The following is a 17,498-nucleotide window of genomic DNA, read 5'->3' on the forward strand; positions in this document are numbered from 1 at the left end:
ATACCGAGGCGATCAAAAGACAACTGATGAGATACCTTGCGGAGAGGGGCACTAAGGCCGCTCTTATGCACATCCAAATTGAAGCGTTTCACCGTTAGAAAGCACGGCGCATAAAAAGGTTATATCGGTATCAGGAGGAGTCCGTTGAAGTCTGTCTACTCAAGGGCTCAATGTTAACTCATATAAAACAAACAGTCAGGGATGCATGAAATTGAATAATGATTTGAGTTTAAAAAAAAACCATTTCGACCCACATACTCGTTTCTTTGATCTACCAATTGTACAAAAAACTGCTAGCACCATATTTATCCTCGCAGCGCTATCCTTCGTAACAATTGCACTCACATCAAAACTCTCGTTCAATTTTTCATATGAAGGCTTCAACCATTTCCTAGTAGTTTTTCGACTTCCAATTGGCCTGCTGGCAGTACTAATCCCGGCAATTGCAGTCTTGGCAGCCAATCATAGATCCGCTCAAACAAAAGAACAAATGTACTTAACACAAGAACAAATTAAGCACACTCAAACACAAATAAAAATCACCACCGAAAACAACGCATTCTCAAATTACTTCAAGCACTCAGAAGAATTTGATAAATACCTAACAAACCGCAAATCCTTAGAAAAACTATTCTCAGCAAATTATCGACACCTTCATAGATTTTTATTTCCTGATGCCAAAAAAGGCATTTACCACGTAAGCGAGAAAACCTTTGAAAAAATCAACACTCACATCGAGAGCATCTTAAAAACTTCGACAGTATTCTCTGATAGAGAGACAATGGCAACAGGGACGAGAAATCTACACAGCATACTTGGCAGCCTCATTACCCAGTATAACTTCAACATCCCAGAAATATATAATGACAACAAACACGAATTTGGAAGCCACGAAAAGAGCAGCCAACTAGTAAGCATCATCAATGATTTCGCAAAATCTCTTATTGCCGCATTAGAATTTGACGAAACAGCCAAACCGCCAGAACTACTTATAGCGCTTTCCCAATTTAACTACCTCTCCATCAGACCAAACCCAATCAACTATAAAAACAACATGCTAACCTTTGACTTTAGAGATGAAATTAGACAGATTGTAGAAAGGCGTCAGCGACTAGAAAAAATGATGCAAGAGCACGGTTGAGCGCACCGATTAGAACCTATCGATAATTACTCCCGAGTAGTTATCGCATCAACATAGGCTTGGCAAGCTCGTAGTGCAATTAGTCCTTGATCGCCCTCGTCGGTGATGGAGATAATTCGTTGAGCATGCGCCGGGTCAAGTTTGGCTCTCTGGGCTCCATGAACCACGCCGCCGGTGCTGGTGGAGGCAGACATGTTGCAACCACTGGCTGAATCCGTGGCGTCGAGAAGGACTGACAGCCGCAGATCAGCAGTAGCAAGGCGATCACGCAGGCGGGCCTGATTACGTTGTCCATCCGAAAGCTCTCGAAAATGTTGTTGATCGGACGTGGCCAGCGTCTTTTCCAGGGCCTGGCGCTTACTCTGCTCGTCGCTCGTTTGCTTGGCGGCCGCCGCGCTGACCAACCCAAGGTCTGTTTGAAACTGAGCCCCCTGCTCTTCCAACTGCTTGCCCATGCGCCAGTCCTGTACCTGCCAGGTGCCGGCGGCGCTGATGGCCATTGCCAGCAGCACTGCAGCCAGGACCTGCCCGAGGGTCATGCCAGCACCTTCTGCGCCTGGACGTACAGCCGCTGGCGATCCTCAAGGCCATTCAATCCACCATTAACCCGCCGAGTGATTTTCACAAACTCGCCTTCGTCCGCAAGGGTATTAAGACCCTTCGTCGACCAGAACCACGCCGCCGACATCGAGGCGTGCTGCGGCTGCTCCAGCAACTCTGGGTGGTTGATCAAATCCAAGGCCAGCGCTTCGCCGCACGCCGCGTAGTTCGCTCGCCCGGTAATCTGGATCAGCCCCCGGCCACGGTACTTGGAGCCGTCCCCCTTCACGGTATTGCCCAAATCAGCGCGGCCTTCATATCCGGCCTGCTGTAAGGTAGGCCCCCAAATCTCCCGCACGTAACGCAGTTGGCCGGACTCATGTCCGACCTGGGCAATGAACGCGGCAATACGCGGCACGGTGACGATTCCGTACTTGCTCATGGCCGTGTTCAGTACAGGAACAAAAACGCCGGCTTGGCGGCCGGCGTTGGGGAGGATGCGCAGCAATTGCTGCTCAGTGATTGACATACTTTTCTCCAGGCAAAAATAAACCCGCTCTCGGCGGGTTTCGCTATACCGCCGGCATTACACCGGCGCGGCTGGCCAATCAATACTCAGCGGGTAGCCTTGTTGATCAGGCACACGACTCAGCGCTACGCGGTATTTCTTCCAAGCATTCAGCGCTGCGAATTCAGTCTCAGTGGCCTCCCCTACATCAACAGCATCCTGAAGCGGAGCAATCACAAAGTCAGTTACTCCGCGCAGGCGATTATATTCCGCAACGGCTTCGGCCAGCGGATCAGCCTTGGGGGCCTCAGGTTCGACGTACTCAGTGACAACTGCCCCGCCCTCGATTTCGGTCAGCACTCGATCATAAACGTCTGGCGTTACATCTTCCGTTGCGTGGTATGGCGCCCCGCCGTAAGCGATAACGTAGGTGCCATCCGCACGTCGTTGGATATTTTCAATCTCAGGTAGATGCGCCCCTGAGGTTTCCATCTTTGTTGCATCGCTAACGTTCGCATCCATCATTGGATTCTCCAGGCAAAGCCAATAGAAGTAGCGTGACCTAATTGCGTGCCGCCAGCCGCCAATCCAGCAGTGCTGCCCGCAATTAAAGTGCCGGTATTATTGAAGGTTGAAACCTGATAGGCCCACGTCCCGCCCGCAGGAAGCGTTGCTCCACCTGTCAGCGAAATCCACTGACCGGCAACAGGCTTCATAAAGCTTGCGGCTGTATGGCATGGAGAGCCCGATGCCAAAACCTCGCCAGCTGAAATAGTGGCAGCGGTACCGGCTGCTGTTATCACGGAAAGAGCGTTCGTCCCATTGGTGTGGGTCAACAGCACCCCAGTATTGAGGCACCGAATTCGCATTGCACTCAAAGCGCTACCGGGCGTATCGGAATTCACGCTGAAGGCGGGCGATGACAAACTTTGCGGCGACGTCACATACAGCGAACCATCAATGGTGCCGCCCGATTTATCAAATTTCCCACCGAGCGCTGTATTCATCTCTATTTTGGTATAGGCATTTTTAATACCGTATCCATCAAGCGAATCGGCTTTCGCGGCTTTACTTGCCAGCGCGTTATTCATGGTTGTAGCAAAGTTCGGATCGTTTCCTAACGCCTGCGCTAACTCATTTAAGGAGTCCAATGCCTCAGGTGAAGAGCCTACAAGTGCAGCAATAGCGGCACGGACAAAAGCGGTGCTGGCAGCCTGATCCGTGTTTGTGTCTGTAGCTGGGGTCGGTACTTTTGGGATGCCGGTGAACACCGGGCTGGCTAAGTTTGCTTTGAGGGCGGGATTATAGTTCGCGTTCGTCCAAAGCTCCGCCAACGGCGTCCAGCCACCTTGGGCATTGACCGAGCGAATAGCTGCAGATGCTTTAGTTGCGCCCTGGCGAATAGCGAGTTGAGCCGAGTTTCCCGCGCCATAAGGGAGATTGAGAACACTTGCGTAACTTACAAATGAATTCTGACTCTCTCCAAAAAAGTAAAATCCGCCTGGGCGCCCAATGACATCACTCCCGGACTCGCTAAGATCCACCCCTCCTAAGCCATAGTCCCCTCTACGCAGAGCGTTCTGGGTTTTTTCAGTAACGATCTTTGAGATCGCAACGGCTAACTGGTCATACTTCGCTTCATCAGGAAGTATGCCGGCAAGGTCCAGGACGCTCATGACCTCTAAGGTGACTGCGTTTCCCCAGGTCGCTGGAATCAACGACCCCGGTTGACCGGTGCCCACATTCTCGTCAACGAACCGGCCATTGACCAAGCCCGCATTGGGCACGCTTTTAGGAAAGTCCATTACTCTTGATCCCCATAGTTGATAAATTCGAGTGTGTGAGCAGGGGCGCTACGCCTGATAATGCACTCCAGCGCGCCACTGGGATTGGCACCGAAACGTTCGCCCCAGAAGCTCGCACCGAAGCGCCGGCCCAGCCGGCGGCGCGGGCCTGACTCCAGCGTCCACATGAACTGTGCTGTCCAGGTACCGAAGTGTGCGGAGCCAAAGTGCGAGCGCCCAAACCGTGGCGCACGGCGCTCAACGATGCTGGCCGAGGGGTAACCCTGGCGGATTGCGACTTCGATGAAGTAGGCGCGGCTCTGGCCACCGATAGCGGTCAACCGTTGACGAACGGCCAAGCGGCGATCTTCAAAGGCGGGTGAATCCCCAAGGCACAGATCCGGCAGCCCCATCACTGCCTCCCACTCGGGCACCAGCTCACTGACGCCCGCCGGATCCAGCTCACTGATCAAATCGAACGCCCGTGCATCAAAACGGGCCAGCTCTTGGGAAACGCCAGCCAAGATACTTTCGATCTCCGGCACCCGCTCTGGATCCCACGCGGGGCCAGCAGGCAATAGCGCTCGCAGTTGCGCCTGGTATTGGGCCGCGTCCCTTATGCCAGCCATACGCAACCCCCATAGGCCAGAAGCTGATTGGGAGCGGGTGCCACGTCTGTGACCGGTCCCAACAACTTATGGTCGGTCTCGCCGGTCGAGCTGCTGATGGCTTCTGCGATATGAGTCAGCAGCAAGGTATCGCCCAAGCCACATTCACGGCTGTGCAGGTCCATCAACTGCGTTTCGACGGCGGCACGTACCACCCCAGTGTCAGGGGTCAAGCGAATGCGGTACTGAACAGGCTTGGGCACCGGCGCGATCACGTACAACTCGGCGGTAACTGGCCGCAGCGCCTCGATGTAGTCGTATACCTCCGCCAATTGCGCAGCGCTGGGGATCGGGTTGGGGTCGCCATCACGCATGACGAATACCCCGACTGTGCCAGGCCCCATGTAATTGCGACGGGACCAAGCGCGGGTCACACCCGGGCAGTCCAATGCCCAGGTTTCATAGTCGTCGTTGTTGCCCCCATGGGGCAGCACGCGGTATGAACGGGAAACCCGCGCCCGCAACAGTTCCACGCTTTCCTGCGCGAGCCCACCAATCAGGCCCGGCGCCAGGACCGTAAAAGTCACAGCCACACCCTCAACGGGCTGCACCAGGGTCAGCACCAAGCCCGGATCAGCGTTACCCATCACGCCCGCATCAACAGCCTCAACGGCAACCGTGTTAGTGCCGGCCACGGTGGTCTTGCCGGTGGTAACCTTGTAGCTGCGCCCGTCATCGGCCTGCAGCACGGTGCCGACATCCACCACAGCGTTTGCCGCTGCCGTGAAGCTGACTCTGCCCTCGGCGGGTTGTGCCGTTTTGCGGGGCTGTTTCAGGCGCAGATCCGCCATGCGTTCCAAAGTTACTTCGTCAGCGGTATCAGGCAGGATCTGGTCGACGATCCAGTCCAGATACCCATACAACCCATAGGTTGCACCGCTCACCGCACGGGCTAGCACCTGGGCATCGGAGCGCCGGAGCGCGTCTCCAGCCAAGTCACTCTGGGTACGGTTGACCAGCACCGGGAGCGAAGGAGTATCAAACGGCATAGATCACCTGCCATAGTTGGCTTGAGTTGATTTGCAGACGGGCGCCGCTGGGCACCGTGATAATCACGCGCAGATTGAGGCGGTGACTGTCAGCACGCTCACTGAGCACGTCGACCTCCAGTACCTGCTGATCATCGAGCAGCCATTGCAGCGCTTCCCGTGCGTAGAATTCGGCATCACGCTGGGTGTCAGCCGTGAGCTTGACTCGCTGCAGGAGCCAAAGGCGCGAGCCAATACGGTCGTCGGCGATCGTTGGATAGCTGTCACCCCACCAGCCAAACCGCTCATCGTCATCCACCGGGTCATCGGTCGCGGCGCGGCGCCAGGTGAACAGGCTGATCACCACGGCGCGGATCAGTGAAGCCTCCAGGCTGGGCTCGATGATCATCCACCACCCCCTATAGGAGCCCCTGACTGGTCACCGCCACGCAGCACCCCGCCGTGCGGGTGATTGATCTGACTGACGCCACCGGCCATCTGATCGCCATCTGAGGTGATCGTGCCGGTCTGGGTGATTGCCGGCGTATCAAAGTTCACCGCCGTAGCGGCTTTGAAGTTGATGACGTCCGCCTCGATGTCGATGATGCGCCCGCGCTTGAGATGTATCTTGGCGCCTTCGTCGGTGTAGATGGCCACCTCCCCCGGCGCCAGTCCCTGTATCCGGTACCGGCGATCCGAGACCACCAGCAGCACCCCATGGGAGCGGTCACCGCCGATGAACGCGGCGATCCCCTCTGCACCCGCCAGCGGGTTGCTGGTGAAGCCATAGGGCTCAAAATGTTCTAGGCCATCCTTGACCTCCCCAGCAGTGAGGCGCATCTGCAGGGCTTGCAGCTTTCTGGCTGAGTCCACCAGGACCACGGTGCCGCGCACCAGCATTCGGTTGAGTAGGCTCATTCGGTGGGCTTCCAATCAGCAGGTAGCAGGTATTCGAAGTTGTCGGCCTTGCCGCCCTTCTTGAGTTTTCTGTCTTTGTGCGGGTCGTGCGGTTCGGGCTCAAACCCATCCGGCGGGCCCACCAGCATGGTGGTGATCGTGCCTTCGGGGCCCAGGGAGTAAGTCACCTCGGCGATCAACATGTCGCGGTCGAAGCCGATCACCGGATCGACAACACGCACCAGCATGTTGTGACGCCACAGTGCACCGTTCGATTGCCGCCAACCCTGCACCGTGTAGGTGGTGCCCAGCGCCTTGCCCATCCGCTGGCCACGCTCCCAGTTGGCCCGGCTCTGGGCCAGGGCCGTGGTCATTTGTCCACTTTCGTGGATGATCAACACGCGCTTGCGTGTGGTGCGGTCATCACTGACCGTTGCTGCCACTTCGGCGGCCTGTTCACCGAACTCGTCGTCGGTCCCGCTGCGCTGGCCCAATACCCGGTATTCCGAGAACACCGTGGAGAAGTCCAGTTCTGCATTGGCCTTCAGTACGTTCTTGCCCAGCTCCAGGGCGTCCACTGCCCTGCCCTCGCTTCCAGGCTTGGCCAACACCACCATGCCCTTGGCATCGTCCGTGGAGAACACCCGAAACAGGGTCAACAAACGGTCGATAGATTCAAACGCGGTCTCACCAGGCTCGATAGTGTGATCCGAGAGCTTGCCGGTTTCGGCAATCTCGCTGCGCACGGCCAACCCATAGGGCGCAGCCAGGGCCTTGACGATGCTGAGGACGCCTTGATTCTTCCACTGCCCTGGCTTGTTCACGGCCGCGCAGTCCACCAGGTCAGCGGTCAAGGACCGGCCGGAGATCGACAGAGTGATTTGTTTATCGTCGTAGCTGATGGGCGTGGCGAACACCCAGCCGGTGAGAATCAGATCCCCACCAATACGCACCATGCATTTGGCACCCTGGCGGATGGGGATCGAAACCGCCTGCCCTGGCCAACGCCAGGTGATCGCCAGATTGAAGTCACGGGCCTGACGTTCCAGGCCCGCTGATATCGACACCGATTTCCAGCCACCATAATCCAGGCCGTCAACGGTCAGGCTGACGGCATTCGCAGTATCAAGCATGTGTTACTCCTGAGCGATTTTCAGCGGTACCGCCGGCACAAAGCCCGGGTGTTGAATGCGATTGCGCTGAACCACCTCACCGGCGCGCGTGGCGTCACCGAAGCGGCGGTAGGCCAACACCAGGGCCGGCAAGGTTTCAGCCGGCGTGATATCCACCAGCCGCACGCCCGAGGCTGCTACGGCGGTCAGGTGCTTGACCAGCGCCTGGCGCAGCGTATTGAGCGCCTGGTAATGCTCTGGATCCGCCTTGAGGGAGGCTTCCCAGATGGCCTCACTCAGGGCGTCACGCAGCTCAATCACGTCATCAGCCACCGGCACTTCGGGCCGCTCGACCGGCTGCACCGCCTGATGGTCAATCGACGGTGTGGACTCCACCGTCACCGGCTGGGTGGCCACTGGCATTTCGCTGATGATCAAGGCCACCTGTACCAGCAGTGCATCCTGTACCAGATCTGCCACCGCCTGGGCTGCGTTGGTGGTGTCCACCCCACCGCCCTGTTGGACTGTATTGATACTGGTCACTGCCTCGGCGTGCTGCGAAGCCACCGCGACCGAGTTGCGGTAGCTCGGCGCAGTCACCATGCCGGCTCCGCTCGTACCCTGCCCGCTGGAGCTGCTGGAGCGACTGACGCCAGTGCGGAACAGGCCCGACGTGGAGAAGTCGCTGAAGTAGCTGGAAAACAACGCACTCAACGCCGACGGCGAGTTCACCAGGGACTGGATAAACCCGCTGAGGTTGGTGAACAGCCCCAGGAACGGCGTAAATTGCCGCTGGATGATCGCGTAGACATTCGACAATCCATTGCGCAGGCCGATCATGTTGATCCGTGCCTTATCCACCAGCGCCATCGCCGCCTTGTAACGGCGCAGCGCCGATTGCAGCAGCGTCTCCGACGACTTGACCACCTGCTGCTGGGTGTTCGCGGTGCCCGTGGGAAACTTGCGCGGCTTGCTGGGGTAGAACGTCAACTCCAACCGCGCCATACCGCCTTCGGGCCGGCTGTGAGAAAGGTCGCACTCGCCCACATCGACCTGCATCCGGCCCAGCCAGGGGTGCACCAACTCGCCGGGACCTTCCTTCTCCAGCGCTTCCAGCAACTTGTCACGGCGTTCAAAGCAGTCGTCGCCGATGACAAAGGCGCTTACTTTGTGCACCTGGGATTGCTTGCCCAGCGATTCGAAAAACGGCTCATCGCGCTGGGGGTATTCGTGCAACTGGCCTTTGCGGCCAACCGGGACCGTTGCCTGCTCGATCAGGAACTTGATTCCCCTGAAGGATGCAGGCAACAAGTCGTCGCGCCAGGTCTTTGTCACTGCGTTCCTCCAGAGCCCAGTGTGCGATAGCCCACACTGGGCTTGACGCTCAGGCCGGGCTGATTGGTTTTCGGTGGGTCCACCCGTAACCCGGGCGGTGCGTCAGTGAAGCGGATGTTCATCTCACCGTTCAACTGCGTGCGATTGTTTTGGGCCGCTTGCTGAGGCAGGCTGCCGGGCGCTGCCAACTGCGCAGGCCGGGCCAGCAATGATCCTGGGGTAGTGGTCGTAAGCAAACTTCCTGGCGCGGCCTGATCCGGGCGCCGCAACAGTTTTTCCGTATCAACGCCAGTTCCAATGTTGTTTAGCGCCTGCCGATTTTGAGCGAGCAGCGGTGCACCGGCCATTACAAAGGCTCCAGTGCCACCTCCGGGTCCGGCATTTCGTTTCCGCTGCGCTTCAGCGAATTCATTTGCCTTCGCCGTAGCTGTCTGGACAAGTCCATCACCGCCTTCGCCACCGCCGAAGAACTTCATCATTGGCTCAATGATTGGGCGCAGCCTCTCCCAAAGGTTCTTGAACCAGGCACTTATCGGCTCCCAGTTTTTTACGATGAACCCCAACGGCGACCAATCAAACATTGTTTTGAGGAAGCCTATCACCGGGGTCGACAACGCCACGACAACACCCCAAAGAGCCTTGAAGAACTCCGTCAGCGGCCCCCAGTTGGCTACGGCCAACCCAATAGGCGTATACGAGGCAAAGGTTTTGAATACCTCCCACGCCGCAAGCGTGGGGCCTCGAATCTTGTCCCACATGGCGTTGAAGTAAGGCGCAATTGCGGACCAGTTCGCCACAATAAGACCCGCTGCAAGAGCAATGCCGGTGGCAGCAAGCCCGATGGGGTTGGCTTTCATGGCGAACGACAACAGTTTGGTCGCCACGATGGTGGAGACGATCCCAAGCCGTAGCGCGGTAAACGCAATACCCGCTGCCGCCACGCCACGAACCACATCCGGGTTGGCCTCGATCAGCTTGCCAAACTGCACCACCATAGGCCGCACCACATCCACCACCGCGTTGACCGCAGGCAAAAGCGCATTGCCAATGGCCTTGGATACGTTGCTGGTTGCATTGCGCAACAGCCCCAGATTGTTTTCGGTGGTAGCTGCACGAGCCGCATACTCTTTCTCCATTGAGCCCGCATACAGGGATGCATCACCTACCTTGTTCAAGTTGCCCTTGAGCAAGTCGAGGTTGGTGAGCAGCGAGGCAATCGAGGTCACCGACTCCGACCCGAACAGTTGCGTTAACAACCCCACCCGCGATGAGGCGTCAACCTTACCGATCCGCTCAAGGATGTTCAGGATCGTGCCCTGTGCATCTGTCTGCATCGACTTGGCGACTTCTTTGGAGTCCAGGCGGATCGCCTTGAACGCTTGCGACTGAGCCTTGGTGGCCGAAGAGCCCTTGGTCATCGCCAACATAAAGTTCTTGATGCCGGTGGCCGCCACTTCCTGTTCCACCCCCACCCCAGCCATCGTTGCGCCCAACGCCGCAATCTGCCCCGAAGCGAGGCCGGCCACCTCACCGAGAGGGCCGATCCGGGTGACGATATCGGAGATTTTCTTGGTATTCGCCGGGCCAGTGTTGCCCAGATAGTTGATGCGATCGGCAAGGCCAATCACATCGCCCTGAGTCATTTTGAATGACGTGCGCCATGTGGCCATCATGTCGCCGCTTTGATCGGCAGTCTGGTCAAAGGCAACGCCCATTTTGACCGCCGCTTCAGCGAACCCCAGCAACTCGTTTTGCGCAAAACCCGCCTGGCCACCAGCAGCGACAATCTTGGCGATATCACCCGCCGCCATGGGCAGCACTTCGGACATGCGGGTGATGTCCTCACCCATCTGCTTAAATTGCTCTGGGGTATTGAAGTCAACGACCTTGTTGACGTTGGCCATCTCAGACTCAAAGGCAACCGCCGATTTGATACCGACCGCGAATGGGGCGGCCATTGCACCGCCGGTCACCAGATCCTTGATACCGATTTTTCCCAAACCGTTTTTTTCGAGATTTTTCCTGAACGAACCAACATTCTTCTGGATGCCGGCTAATTTTGGCGACAACTTGTCGACGCCAGTGATTAACGCCTTGAGCTGAAATTTATCTGCCATCACTGAACCTGCTGGATTTTGTTAATTCGCTGTGCTTGCTCCAGCGATTCGACGATGAGGTCCAGCGGCCTGGACATCATCTGTTCGGGATCGACCTTCCAGAACCAGGCCAGGTCGTAGCTGAGGGCTATCAAGTCGTCGGCCCTGGTTACGCCGATGGCATGAAAAAACTAAACACCGTCCAAGCCAGCTGGTTGAGATCCGGAAGACTCAATTGATTGACCGAGGACGGTGGAATGCCTGCGCATACGGCGATGTATTTAGCGGCGACCTCCATGTCCAGGCAGACGTCTTCGTTCTTGTCGAGTTTGTATGGCATGGCCTTGATCGCCCGCACTTCCTGCACGGTGGGCCGGCGTAGAGTCAGCTCAGTCAACTGTTCGCCGTGAGCCTCAATCGGTACGTCCAGCTTGATTGCTTCACTCATTGCCATGTCCCCTTGATTCCATCGAATTGCAGCTCAATGCTGCCGTCGTCGCCCTTGGAACTGGGCTCGTCTACCAGATAGGCACCGGCCAGCACATAGACCTTGCCGTTCTTGAACTCAACGGTCACCGTCATGTCCGTGCCGTTGACCAGCTTCTTGATGTCCAGGTCCGACGTATGCACCGCCGTGAACTTGACCCAAGGCGCCACGTCTTCTTCCTTGAAGAATCCAGGCACCACTGTCTCGCGCTTGACCTCCATCAGAGGCGCCTCGGCGCCGCCGTTGATAGTCAACTGGGAGCCGTCTACTTTGACGTAGGCGGTACCCGCTACTTTTTGTCCCATGGTTTATCTCCGCGCATAAAAATGCCCGCGCTGGGCGGGCCTGGTGTTCAGGGGCAACGTTACGCCGCAGCGTCGTACTGCAGGCGGAACTGGTTGAGCAGCGCGAAGACACGCAAGCCGTTGATATAGTCCGGCGGAAACAGCACGTTGACCCGGCTAGGGTCGTTGCCATCACGCTCGACAATCAGGTGCTGGGCGAACAACTCGGAATTCTCCACATGCCCCTCCAGCTCCAACTTGGCGTACTGGGCAATCAGTTCGCCACGGATAGTGCTAGGCGTCACGATGGGCGCCCCAGCACCGAAGCGGGTACCGTCGTTCGCCAGTTTGTGGCGGCCGTACTTGCTGGTGATCACACCTTGGAGCCGGCGAATGATGAACGCCGACTGATGCATCGTCTCGCTGTCCAGATAGGAGTTGTCCGGCTGCCCATAGGCGTTCTTCTGGTAGGTGGTGATAGACCGCTGGATGCGAACGTAACCGCCCTCAAAGTACGCCGTCGCCATACCGTAACTGAGCAACGATTGGCGCTCGGTCAACGTGAAACGCTCACTGGCCGGTGCAGGATCCAGGCCCGGCATACTGCCGCTCTGGGTCGGGCGACTAGGATCGGCCGAGATAAAAACCGCCGTACGCGCAGCCAACGATGCAGCCTGTACCCAGAACGGTTGCGGTACACCCGCCTCCATGGCCTGGATGGTCATGTGCTGGTCATTGCGCACCTGGCCCGCCGCCACCAGCGTACCGAGGGTGCCACGTTTGGCATTGTAGACGTGGCCGAACAACTGCTTGGCCCAGCTCCAGCGGCCCACGCTGTCGTCCATCGCTGCCTTCCAGGCGTTGAGGCTGGTGGTGTCGGACCAGGGCATGCAGATGAACTCGAAAGGTTCGTCGCCCATGGCAGCAAGCGCCGCTACCTGATCGGGGCCCCCCGCACCAGTGGCCATAGGGGTAACTACTGCAGTCAGGCCAGCAGGCACTGCCTCACCATTGGTTTTGCCGAGACGATTTAGCTGCAAGCTGATGTCATTGCCGCTCTCGCCCTTCCATTTACAGGTCAGGGTGACAACCGCCTCGACCGCCGCAGCGGTGACAGGCAAATCTGGGGTCGCGTTGATTCGCACAGCCAACGCAGCCGCCGCCTGCGTCGCGGTTGCGGCACTGGTAATCGTTGTCTGGACCCGCACGCCCGCGACATACAGGGTCAGCAAACCTGCCTCCGTGGCAGCGCCGCTCAGAGTAACGGTGGCCTTGGCTGCTGCGCCCTCGGCACTCTGCAACGGCAAGCACCAGACCTCACCCACAGGATCAACCTTGCGCCAAGCCTCATACATCGCCGCCAGCATCGAACCCTGGCCGCCAATGGTCTTGGCCAGGGCCAAACTGGGCACCAACACCAGGGAACCAATGTCGGCACTATCGGCCCCTTCATTGACCTGGCCAACAATCAGCCGGCGCATAGTCGACGACGCACTGTTGGCCGCAGAGTTGTCCATCTCCGCATAGAACAGCGGCACGCGCAGATCGGCCGGGATATTGCTGAATCCGATGGACATTATTTAGCCCCCTCTTGTTTCGCCGCTTTCACGGCCTTGGTTGTCACGTCGCCATCCGCCAGACGGCGGCGCCACCAGGCATTGTCTGGAACTTCCCGCCCCGAAGCCGGCAACAGGTCGCCCGCCTCAGGATCAGGTACGGCCCGGCCATCGGCCGGCACCACGGTGATGCGCTTGCTCATGGTGTTACATCTCCTGAGAATTTCACTTCGATACGCCCATCCGGGCCGGGGGATTTCAAGTTGGGGTCTGCTGGGTCGATGCAGTCCATGTTGATGGTCATGCCGGTGAACGGCGGTAAGCCGTCAAGCTCGTACTCGTGCCAGGTCTCGGCGGGCTGATCGGAGCTGTTACGCCCCAACTGGAAGTCCGAGGCGAAGGTGAAGCGGTAGATGGTGCGATTGCGGTTGATCGAGATCAGCTCGCCGCCTTCGTACTCGATCAAGTCGTATTCAGGCCCGGGTTTCCAGCCGATCAGCGCCCGCCACAACTCGGCACGGAACACGTGCACCAGGTCGGCAGCTTCCTGGCCGCGCTCATCCTGAGTGTCGAGAACCAGCACTACATCGAACTTGTCGCTGATGTCCTGACGCACACCCGTTTGAATATCATTACTCCCGGCCTTGTCTCCGATTGGGATCACATAAGCCGAAGGCCGACTCAGTTTTGCACTCGCAGCAACGGCCTCAAAATCAATCCCGCCCGCCACGCGCTGGGCGAAACTGGGGCAGTACTCGCGCAAGTGCGCGACTATCGGGGTGACCTTCATCGGCAAAATCCAAGAATAAAAAAACTCGCCACGGCGAGTTTTTGAGAGGGTAAGAACCGTCTATCCAAGCGCATCAGCAAATGCCCTGGACAGAATCGTCCGCACATCGGAGCCAGCATCCTGCAGCGCATCGCTCATGTAATTCGCCCGAGGTTCAATCCGCCATCCGTTTGCCTTGCGAGCCACCACATGCTTGGCCCGCTCCCCGCGCGCGCGGCGATTACTCTTGCCCCGACCCGCGCCGGCCGCTAACGGTTTGAGGGCATTACCCTGCCGGACCCCGTAATGCAGATAGGCGGGGTAAAACTCCTTACCCATGGCGGAGGTCAAGTACGGCGCGACCTTCACCAAAAAGCCAGAACGGGAAAGCTTGAAGTTGATGGAGTCCTGTAGCGCTCCACTTCGATTGACCGGGTAACTGTCTTGTCCACGAGCCAGACCGACGTTCATCTGGGCTTTCTGCCGTACCAGCTTGCCGACCTTGCGCATGGCGGCGCGGATCTTTTTCTTGTCGAAGGCTTCGCGCTCGAACTTCTCGAAGCCCTCGATATGAATGTATCCGTCCACTCCCACTGAGTTAGCCATAGATGCTGTCTCCCGCCAGGGACTCACCCTGTTCCTCAACTTCCAACATGGTGAAGCGGTGGGTGCCGTTCATGTCAGCACTGCGTTTGACCCGGTAGATGGTGCTTCCATGCACCACTTCATGGGCATCGGTGACACCCTTCAGGAACCGCAAGGTGATGCGGTGTGTGAGCTTGTTGTCAGTCTGGACACCCTCGGCATACACCGCCGTGCCAACCGGCTCGATCCTGGCCCAGCGCACCTTGCGCTCGGAGAACACCGAGTCCAGCCCCATATCAGCGGCTGGCAGGTCTGCACGGCGTCGCACCCTCACCCGCCGATTCAGTTCACCGGCACCTGGTTCACGGATCGCCATGTCAGATCCTCGGCGGAACGGTGATGCCATCCACCAGTGTCAGCAGATAGCGTTCCGGCAATTCGTGGAGCGTCTGCCCAATGGACAGCAACTCACGGTGCCGATAAGCCCAGGCAGCAGCCAGCAACAGGTAATGGCGTACCGAGGGGTGCTGGTCGATATCGATGCCTGCAAGGTAGGTGACCATCATCCCTTGGGGGCTGCTACCCGCCAAATCTCGCCACGGTTGACCTTGCTGGGTGTAAAGCAGCGATTCCTTGCCGATGTTGACCAGGTAGCAGAGCGCAGCATCCAGCTCCGGAGCCCCCGGTGTAACGCCCAAGACAATGCTTTCCAGCTCATAAGCCTGGCCCGTGGTGATTGCAAACACGTTGCTGGCAGGAATCACCGGCAAGTGATCGCGATACCGCCCCTTTCGGATCGCAGCCCCCGTGGTCCGTTCGACCAGCCCGCGTGCCGCCGGGATGATGATCCGCTCGATCAAGTCGCGTTCGGCTGTGTCCTCATCATCAGGGTCGAGGTGGCACTGGATCACCACATCCTCGTAGGTCAGAGGCTCGGGGCCCGTATGGGCGAGCAGCAGAGACATGGCTAGGGTTTCTCTTCTTCAGGCTCATCCTGCTGCACTTCATCCGCAGGCGGTGGATTATCTCCATCTTCGGGCAGATCAGTATCGTCTGCAGGAGGGTTTTCGGGATCTACCACTGAAGACTTAGCCGCCTCGGGGGCCTTGGTCTGTTTCTTTGTTTTTACAGCCGGCTGCTTCGACGCGGGAGCGACGGTTTTGGTCTTTTTCGCATTGGCCTGCGCATCGGCGTCGTACTCGACCGCGTATCCGCCCTCGATCAACGATTCGGCTGTTGCCTCGTCAAAACCAGCGGTTTCGCCAGCGGCGTAAGCCCGCCAGTTTTTCGTGAACAGGACAATTATCAGAGCAACGATTGCTTTGGTCATGGGGAGTAAACCTCTAAACAACAATGGAAGACTGGCCCGGTTCCCCAGGCCAAGGTGTGTTAGAGCGTGGCGCCCCACTTAACGCCGGTCATCACCGCCACCGACTCGACGTGACGCGGCCCGAAGTCATGCTTGGCGATAACACGCACCAGCGTTTGGTCGCGCTGGAACGCGCTGACCATGTTGCCGCTGGAGTCCTTGTAGGTGGCTTCCTTGCTGAAATCGATGACCATGGCGTCGTCTTCGCCGATGAAGCAATCGCCGAAGTCAGCAAAGTGGATCTCCGACTCATCGCCATCAGTGCCCAGGTTGATAGGCACCTGAGTGGTGGTACCGACCGGAAAGCTCTTGAGCATGTTCAGGTCCAGCTCGGGATACGCCTTGGCGCCGTTACCGTCGCGCAGTGCAGCCAACCAGCGCTTGGTGCGTGGCGCCATGATGAAACCTGGGGCGATCATGTTTGAGTTGGCATTCTCCAAGCGCAGGATCAGCGCGGACAATGCGAACTCGACCGCCGCCAAGGTCATCTCGGCCGGCGCCGCAAACACGTTGAAGGCAGGGGCCCAGAAGCGCAGGCCCTTCGGCAGGTTGCCGGTGCCCGCCCCACGAATGAACGACAGGTCCTCGGCAGTGGCGACAGAACTGGTCAGGTCGTTGACCACCATGCGGTCTACGTTCGGGTTGACCCCAGAGTAACTGAGCAGGTCATTGCTGATCGGCACCAGGGCAGCGAGTTTTTTCGACGACAGTTTCAAATCGTCGAACTGCATACCGGTGGTCAGCATGTCATCTTCGCCGCCAATGTAGCCCACCACTGCCCCGCCCTTGATACGCGGAATGGTCAGGTTGCCGTTGTGCAGCGGCAGCGACACAGCGCCCAGGTTGCGCACCACCGATTTGGGTCGCAACAGTTCAATGACCTCCGAGGAAAAACCCTGGGGCACCAGTACACCACCGGCCCCCGGTGTAACGGTGCTGAGGGCCATGGCAATTTCCGGATTCATACCGGCGTCGTGGGCCATCTTGGCTGCCGCATGTTGATCGCCACGAGTGGCTGCCAGTACGCGAACCATCTGTGCCATGTTAGCGCCGAGCACTGGCTTGGCGGCATGTGGGCCGCTGATATGGGTTTTGGGTGGGCCGATAATACCCTGGGCACTGACATCAACCTCTACTGCCGCACTGGCCGCTGCACGCTCGGCGGATTCGGCCCTGGCAATCTTGTCACCGAGGCTGTTGAAGTCAGCACTGAGCTGAGTGAATTGGCTGAGCTGCTCGGCGGTGAGAGAGCCGCCACCGGCCTCGATCTGGGCCAGGGCCTGGATCTGTCCATTGAGTTGGGCGCGTTCGCTACGCAGTTGGGTTACTAAGGACATGCTGCCTCCTGGGCATTAAAAAACCGCCACTAGGGCGGTCGGTATCACTGCCGCGAACGCGG

General features: G+C 58.2%; 23 protein-coding genes. 1 reads left to right on the plus strand and 22 read right to left on the minus strand.

Features of this window, described 5'->3' with window-relative positions:
• Positions 1 to 211 precede the first annotated feature (211 nt).
• Positions 212 to 1,141, plus strand: coding sequence for a hypothetical protein (locus tag E4P01_RS21605; RefSeq protein ID WP_248130130.1), 930 nt, complete (start codon positions 212 to 214; stop codon positions 1,139 to 1,141).
• A gap of 26 nt (positions 1,142 to 1,167) precedes the next feature.
• Here the strand turns inward: E4P01_RS21605 and E4P01_RS21610 are convergent, their stop codons facing one another.
• Genes E4P01_RS21610 through E4P01_RS21710 form a run of 22 tightly spaced genes read right to left on the minus strand, consistent with a single transcriptional unit; the run spans position 1,168 to position 17,436 of the window.
• Positions 1,168 to 1,680, minus strand: a complete 513-nt coding sequence (locus E4P01_RS21610) for a lysis system i-spanin subunit Rz (protein WP_216091447.1) — start codon at positions 1,678 to 1,680, stop codon at positions 1,168 to 1,170.
• Complete coding sequence (locus E4P01_RS21615) at positions 1,677 to 2,210, minus strand: glycoside hydrolase family 19 protein (protein ID WP_216091448.1); 534 nt, start codon at positions 2,208 to 2,210, stop codon at positions 1,677 to 1,679. The genes E4P01_RS21610 and E4P01_RS21615 overlap by 4 nt, the downstream gene beginning before the upstream one ends.
• 57 nt (positions 2,211 to 2,267) lie before the next feature.
• The gene (locus E4P01_RS28265; RefSeq protein WP_282443007.1) at positions 2,268 to 2,714 is read right to left on the minus strand and encodes a tail fiber assembly protein; all 447 of its coding nucleotides are present in this window, start codon (positions 2,712 to 2,714) and stop codon (positions 2,268 to 2,270) included.
• Positions 2,711 to 3,994: a hypothetical protein gene (locus tag E4P01_RS21625; RefSeq protein WP_216091449.1), complete on the minus strand. Its 1,284-nt coding sequence runs from the start codon at positions 3,992 to 3,994 to the stop codon at positions 2,711 to 2,713. The genes E4P01_RS28265 and E4P01_RS21625 overlap by 4 nt, the downstream gene beginning before the upstream one ends.
• Positions 3,994 to 4,602 (minus strand): putative phage tail protein, encoded by a 609-nt coding sequence (locus E4P01_RS21630; protein ID WP_216091450.1) that lies wholly within the window; start codon positions 4,600 to 4,602, stop codon positions 3,994 to 3,996. Before E4P01_RS21630 ends, E4P01_RS21625 begins: the two co-directional genes overlap by 1 nt.
• Positions 4,590 to 5,630: a baseplate J/gp47 family protein gene (locus tag E4P01_RS21635; RefSeq protein ID WP_216091451.1), complete on the minus strand. Its 1,041-nt coding sequence runs from the start codon at positions 5,628 to 5,630 to the stop codon at positions 4,590 to 4,592. Before E4P01_RS21635 ends, E4P01_RS21630 begins: the two co-directional genes overlap by 13 nt.
• A complete protein-coding gene (locus tag E4P01_RS21640) occupies positions 5,620 to 6,018 on the minus strand; it encodes a phage GP46 family protein (RefSeq protein ID WP_216091452.1) in 399 nt (132 codons plus the stop codon). The genes E4P01_RS21635 and E4P01_RS21640 overlap by 11 nt, the downstream gene beginning before the upstream one ends.
• Entirely contained in the window at positions 6,015 to 6,527 is a 513-nt protein-coding gene (locus E4P01_RS21645) for a phage baseplate assembly protein (protein ID WP_216091453.1), read from the minus strand. Before E4P01_RS21645 ends, E4P01_RS21640 begins: the two co-directional genes overlap by 4 nt.
• On the minus strand, positions 6,524 to 7,639 hold the full coding sequence (locus E4P01_RS21650; protein WP_216091454.1) for a phage baseplate assembly protein: 1,116 nt from the start codon (positions 7,637 to 7,639) through the stop codon (positions 6,524 to 6,526). The genes E4P01_RS21645 and E4P01_RS21650 overlap by 4 nt, the downstream gene beginning before the upstream one ends.
• A 3-nt stretch (positions 7,640 to 7,642) precedes the next feature.
• The gene (locus E4P01_RS21655; RefSeq protein ID WP_216091455.1) at positions 7,643 to 8,953 is read right to left on the minus strand and encodes a DNA circularization N-terminal domain-containing protein; all 1,311 of its coding nucleotides are present in this window, start codon (positions 8,951 to 8,953) and stop codon (positions 7,643 to 7,645) included.
• Complete coding sequence (locus E4P01_RS21660; protein ID WP_216091456.1) at positions 8,950 to 11,070, minus strand: phage tail tape measure protein; 2,121 nt, start codon at positions 11,068 to 11,070, stop codon at positions 8,950 to 8,952. Before E4P01_RS21660 ends, E4P01_RS21655 begins: the two co-directional genes overlap by 4 nt.
• On the minus strand, positions 11,070 to 11,204 hold the full coding sequence (locus tag E4P01_RS28270) for a hypothetical protein (RefSeq protein ID WP_282443008.1): 135 nt from the start codon (positions 11,202 to 11,204) through the stop codon (positions 11,070 to 11,072). The genes E4P01_RS21660 and E4P01_RS28270 overlap by 1 nt, the downstream gene beginning before the upstream one ends.
• 14 nt (positions 11,205 to 11,218) lie before the next feature.
• Complete coding sequence (locus tag E4P01_RS21665) at positions 11,219 to 11,497, minus strand: phage tail assembly protein (protein ID WP_216091457.1); 279 nt, start codon at positions 11,495 to 11,497, stop codon at positions 11,219 to 11,221.
• Positions 11,494 to 11,841 carry a phage tail tube protein gene (locus tag E4P01_RS21670; protein ID WP_169990321.1) on the minus strand — a complete coding sequence of 116 codons (348 nt, stop codon included), beginning with the start codon at positions 11,839 to 11,841 and terminating at the stop codon, positions 11,494 to 11,496. Before E4P01_RS21670 ends, E4P01_RS21665 begins: the two co-directional genes overlap by 4 nt.
• A gap of 59 nt (positions 11,842 to 11,900) precedes the next feature.
• The gene (locus tag E4P01_RS21675) at positions 11,901 to 13,397 is read right to left on the minus strand and encodes a phage tail sheath subtilisin-like domain-containing protein (protein ID WP_216091458.1); all 1,497 of its coding nucleotides are present in this window, start codon (positions 13,395 to 13,397) and stop codon (positions 11,901 to 11,903) included.
• Positions 13,397 to 13,579 (minus strand): DUF2635 domain-containing protein, encoded by a 183-nt coding sequence (locus E4P01_RS21680; RefSeq protein ID WP_169990319.1) that lies wholly within the window; start codon positions 13,577 to 13,579, stop codon positions 13,397 to 13,399. The genes E4P01_RS21675 and E4P01_RS21680 overlap by 1 nt, the downstream gene beginning before the upstream one ends.
• Entirely contained in the window at positions 13,576 to 14,166 is a 591-nt protein-coding gene (locus tag E4P01_RS21685) for a hypothetical protein (RefSeq protein WP_216091459.1), read from the minus strand. Before E4P01_RS21685 ends, E4P01_RS21680 begins: the two co-directional genes overlap by 4 nt.
• 60 nt (positions 14,167 to 14,226) lie before the next feature.
• A complete protein-coding gene (locus E4P01_RS21690; protein WP_216091460.1) occupies positions 14,227 to 14,751 on the minus strand; it encodes a hypothetical protein in 525 nt (174 codons plus the stop codon).
• Positions 14,744 to 15,106, minus strand: coding sequence for a phage head closure protein (locus tag E4P01_RS21695; protein WP_169990316.1), 363 nt, complete (start codon positions 15,104 to 15,106; stop codon positions 14,744 to 14,746). Before E4P01_RS21695 ends, E4P01_RS21690 begins: the two co-directional genes overlap by 8 nt.
• Position 15,107: 1 nt before the next feature.
• Positions 15,108 to 15,695: a hypothetical protein gene (locus tag E4P01_RS21700; RefSeq protein WP_216091461.1), complete on the minus strand. Its 588-nt coding sequence runs from the start codon at positions 15,693 to 15,695 to the stop codon at positions 15,108 to 15,110.
• Between the two features lie 2 nt (positions 15,696 to 15,697).
• The gene (locus E4P01_RS21705; RefSeq protein ID WP_216092242.1) at positions 15,698 to 16,060 is read right to left on the minus strand and encodes a hypothetical protein; all 363 of its coding nucleotides are present in this window, start codon (positions 16,058 to 16,060) and stop codon (positions 15,698 to 15,700) included.
• Between the two features lie 59 nt (positions 16,061 to 16,119).
• Positions 16,120 to 17,436 (minus strand): phage major capsid protein, encoded by a 1,317-nt coding sequence (locus E4P01_RS21710; protein WP_216091462.1) that lies wholly within the window; start codon positions 17,434 to 17,436, stop codon positions 16,120 to 16,122.
• Positions 17,437 to 17,498: the final 62 nt, after the last annotated feature.

It is taken from the genome of Pseudomonas sp. NCIMB 10586 (genome assembly GCF_023127895.1).
In the GTDB taxonomy this organism is placed as follows: Bacteria; Pseudomonadota; Gammaproteobacteria; order Pseudomonadales; family Pseudomonadaceae; genus Aquipseudomonas; species Aquipseudomonas synxantha_A.

Coding starts and splice junctions, on each gene's coding strand:
- E4P01_RS21690 (WP_216091460.1), bottom strand. CDS start 14,751: ATGGCTAACTCAGTGGGAGTGGACGGATACATTCATATCGAGGGCTTC.
- E4P01_RS21635 (WP_216091451.1), bottom strand. CDS start 5,630: ATGCCGTTTGATACTCCTTCGCTCCCGGTGCTGGTCAACCGTACCCAG.
- E4P01_RS21695 (WP_169990316.1), bottom strand. CDS start 15,106: ATGGCGATCCGTGAACCAGGTGCCGGTGAACTGAATCGGCGGGTGAGG.
- E4P01_RS21710 (WP_216091462.1), bottom strand. CDS start 17,436: ATGTCCTTAGTAACCCAACTGCGTAGCGAACGCGCCCAACTCAATGGA.
- E4P01_RS21645 (WP_216091453.1), bottom strand. CDS start 6,527: ATGAGCCTACTCAACCGAATGCTGGTGCGCGGCACCGTGGTCCTGGTG.
- E4P01_RS21640 (WP_216091452.1), bottom strand. CDS start 6,018: ATGATCATCGAGCCCAGCCTGGAGGCTTCACTGATCCGCGCCGTGGTG.
- E4P01_RS21670 (WP_169990321.1), bottom strand. CDS start 11,841: ATGGGACAAAAAGTAGCGGGTACCGCCTACGTCAAAGTAGACGGCTCC.
- E4P01_RS21610 (WP_216091447.1), bottom strand. CDS start 1,680: ATGACCCTCGGGCAGGTCCTGGCTGCAGTGCTGCTGGCAATGGCCATC.
- E4P01_RS21630 (WP_216091450.1), bottom strand. CDS start 4,602: ATGGCTGGCATAAGGGACGCGGCCCAATACCAGGCGCAACTGCGAGCG.
- E4P01_RS21665 (WP_216091457.1), bottom strand. CDS start 11,497: ATGAGTGAAGCAATCAAGCTGGACGTACCGATTGAGGCTCACGGCGAA.
- E4P01_RS21685 (WP_216091459.1), bottom strand. CDS start 14,166: ATGAAGGTCACCCCGATAGTCGCGCACTTGCGCGAGTACTGCCCCAGT.
- E4P01_RS21615 (WP_216091448.1), bottom strand. CDS start 2,210: ATGTCAATCACTGAGCAGCAATTGCTGCGCATCCTCCCCAACGCCGGC.
- E4P01_RS21700 (WP_216091461.1), bottom strand. CDS start 15,695: ATGTCTCTGCTGCTCGCCCATACGGGCCCCGAGCCTCTGACCTACGAG.
- E4P01_RS21675 (WP_216091458.1), bottom strand. CDS start 13,397: ATGTCCATCGGATTCAGCAATATCCCGGCCGATCTGCGCGTGCCGCTG.
- E4P01_RS28265 (WP_282443007.1), bottom strand. CDS start 2,714: ATGATGGATGCGAACGTTAGCGATGCAACAAAGATGGAAACCTCAGGG.
- E4P01_RS21680 (WP_169990319.1), bottom strand. CDS start 13,579: ATGAGCAAGCGCATCACCGTGGTGCCGGCCGATGGCCGGGCCGTACCT.
- E4P01_RS21660 (WP_216091456.1), bottom strand. CDS start 11,070: ATGGCAGATAAATTTCAGCTCAAGGCGTTAATCACTGGCGTCGACAAG.
- E4P01_RS21650 (WP_216091454.1), bottom strand. CDS start 7,639: ATGCTTGATACTGCGAATGCCGTCAGCCTGACCGTTGACGGCCTGGAT.
- E4P01_RS21705 (WP_216092242.1), bottom strand. CDS start 16,060: ATGACCAAAGCAATCGTTGCTCTGATAATTGTCCTGTTCACGAAAAAC.
- E4P01_RS21625 (WP_216091449.1), bottom strand. CDS start 3,994: ATGGACTTTCCTAAAAGCGTGCCCAATGCGGGCTTGGTCAATGGCCGG.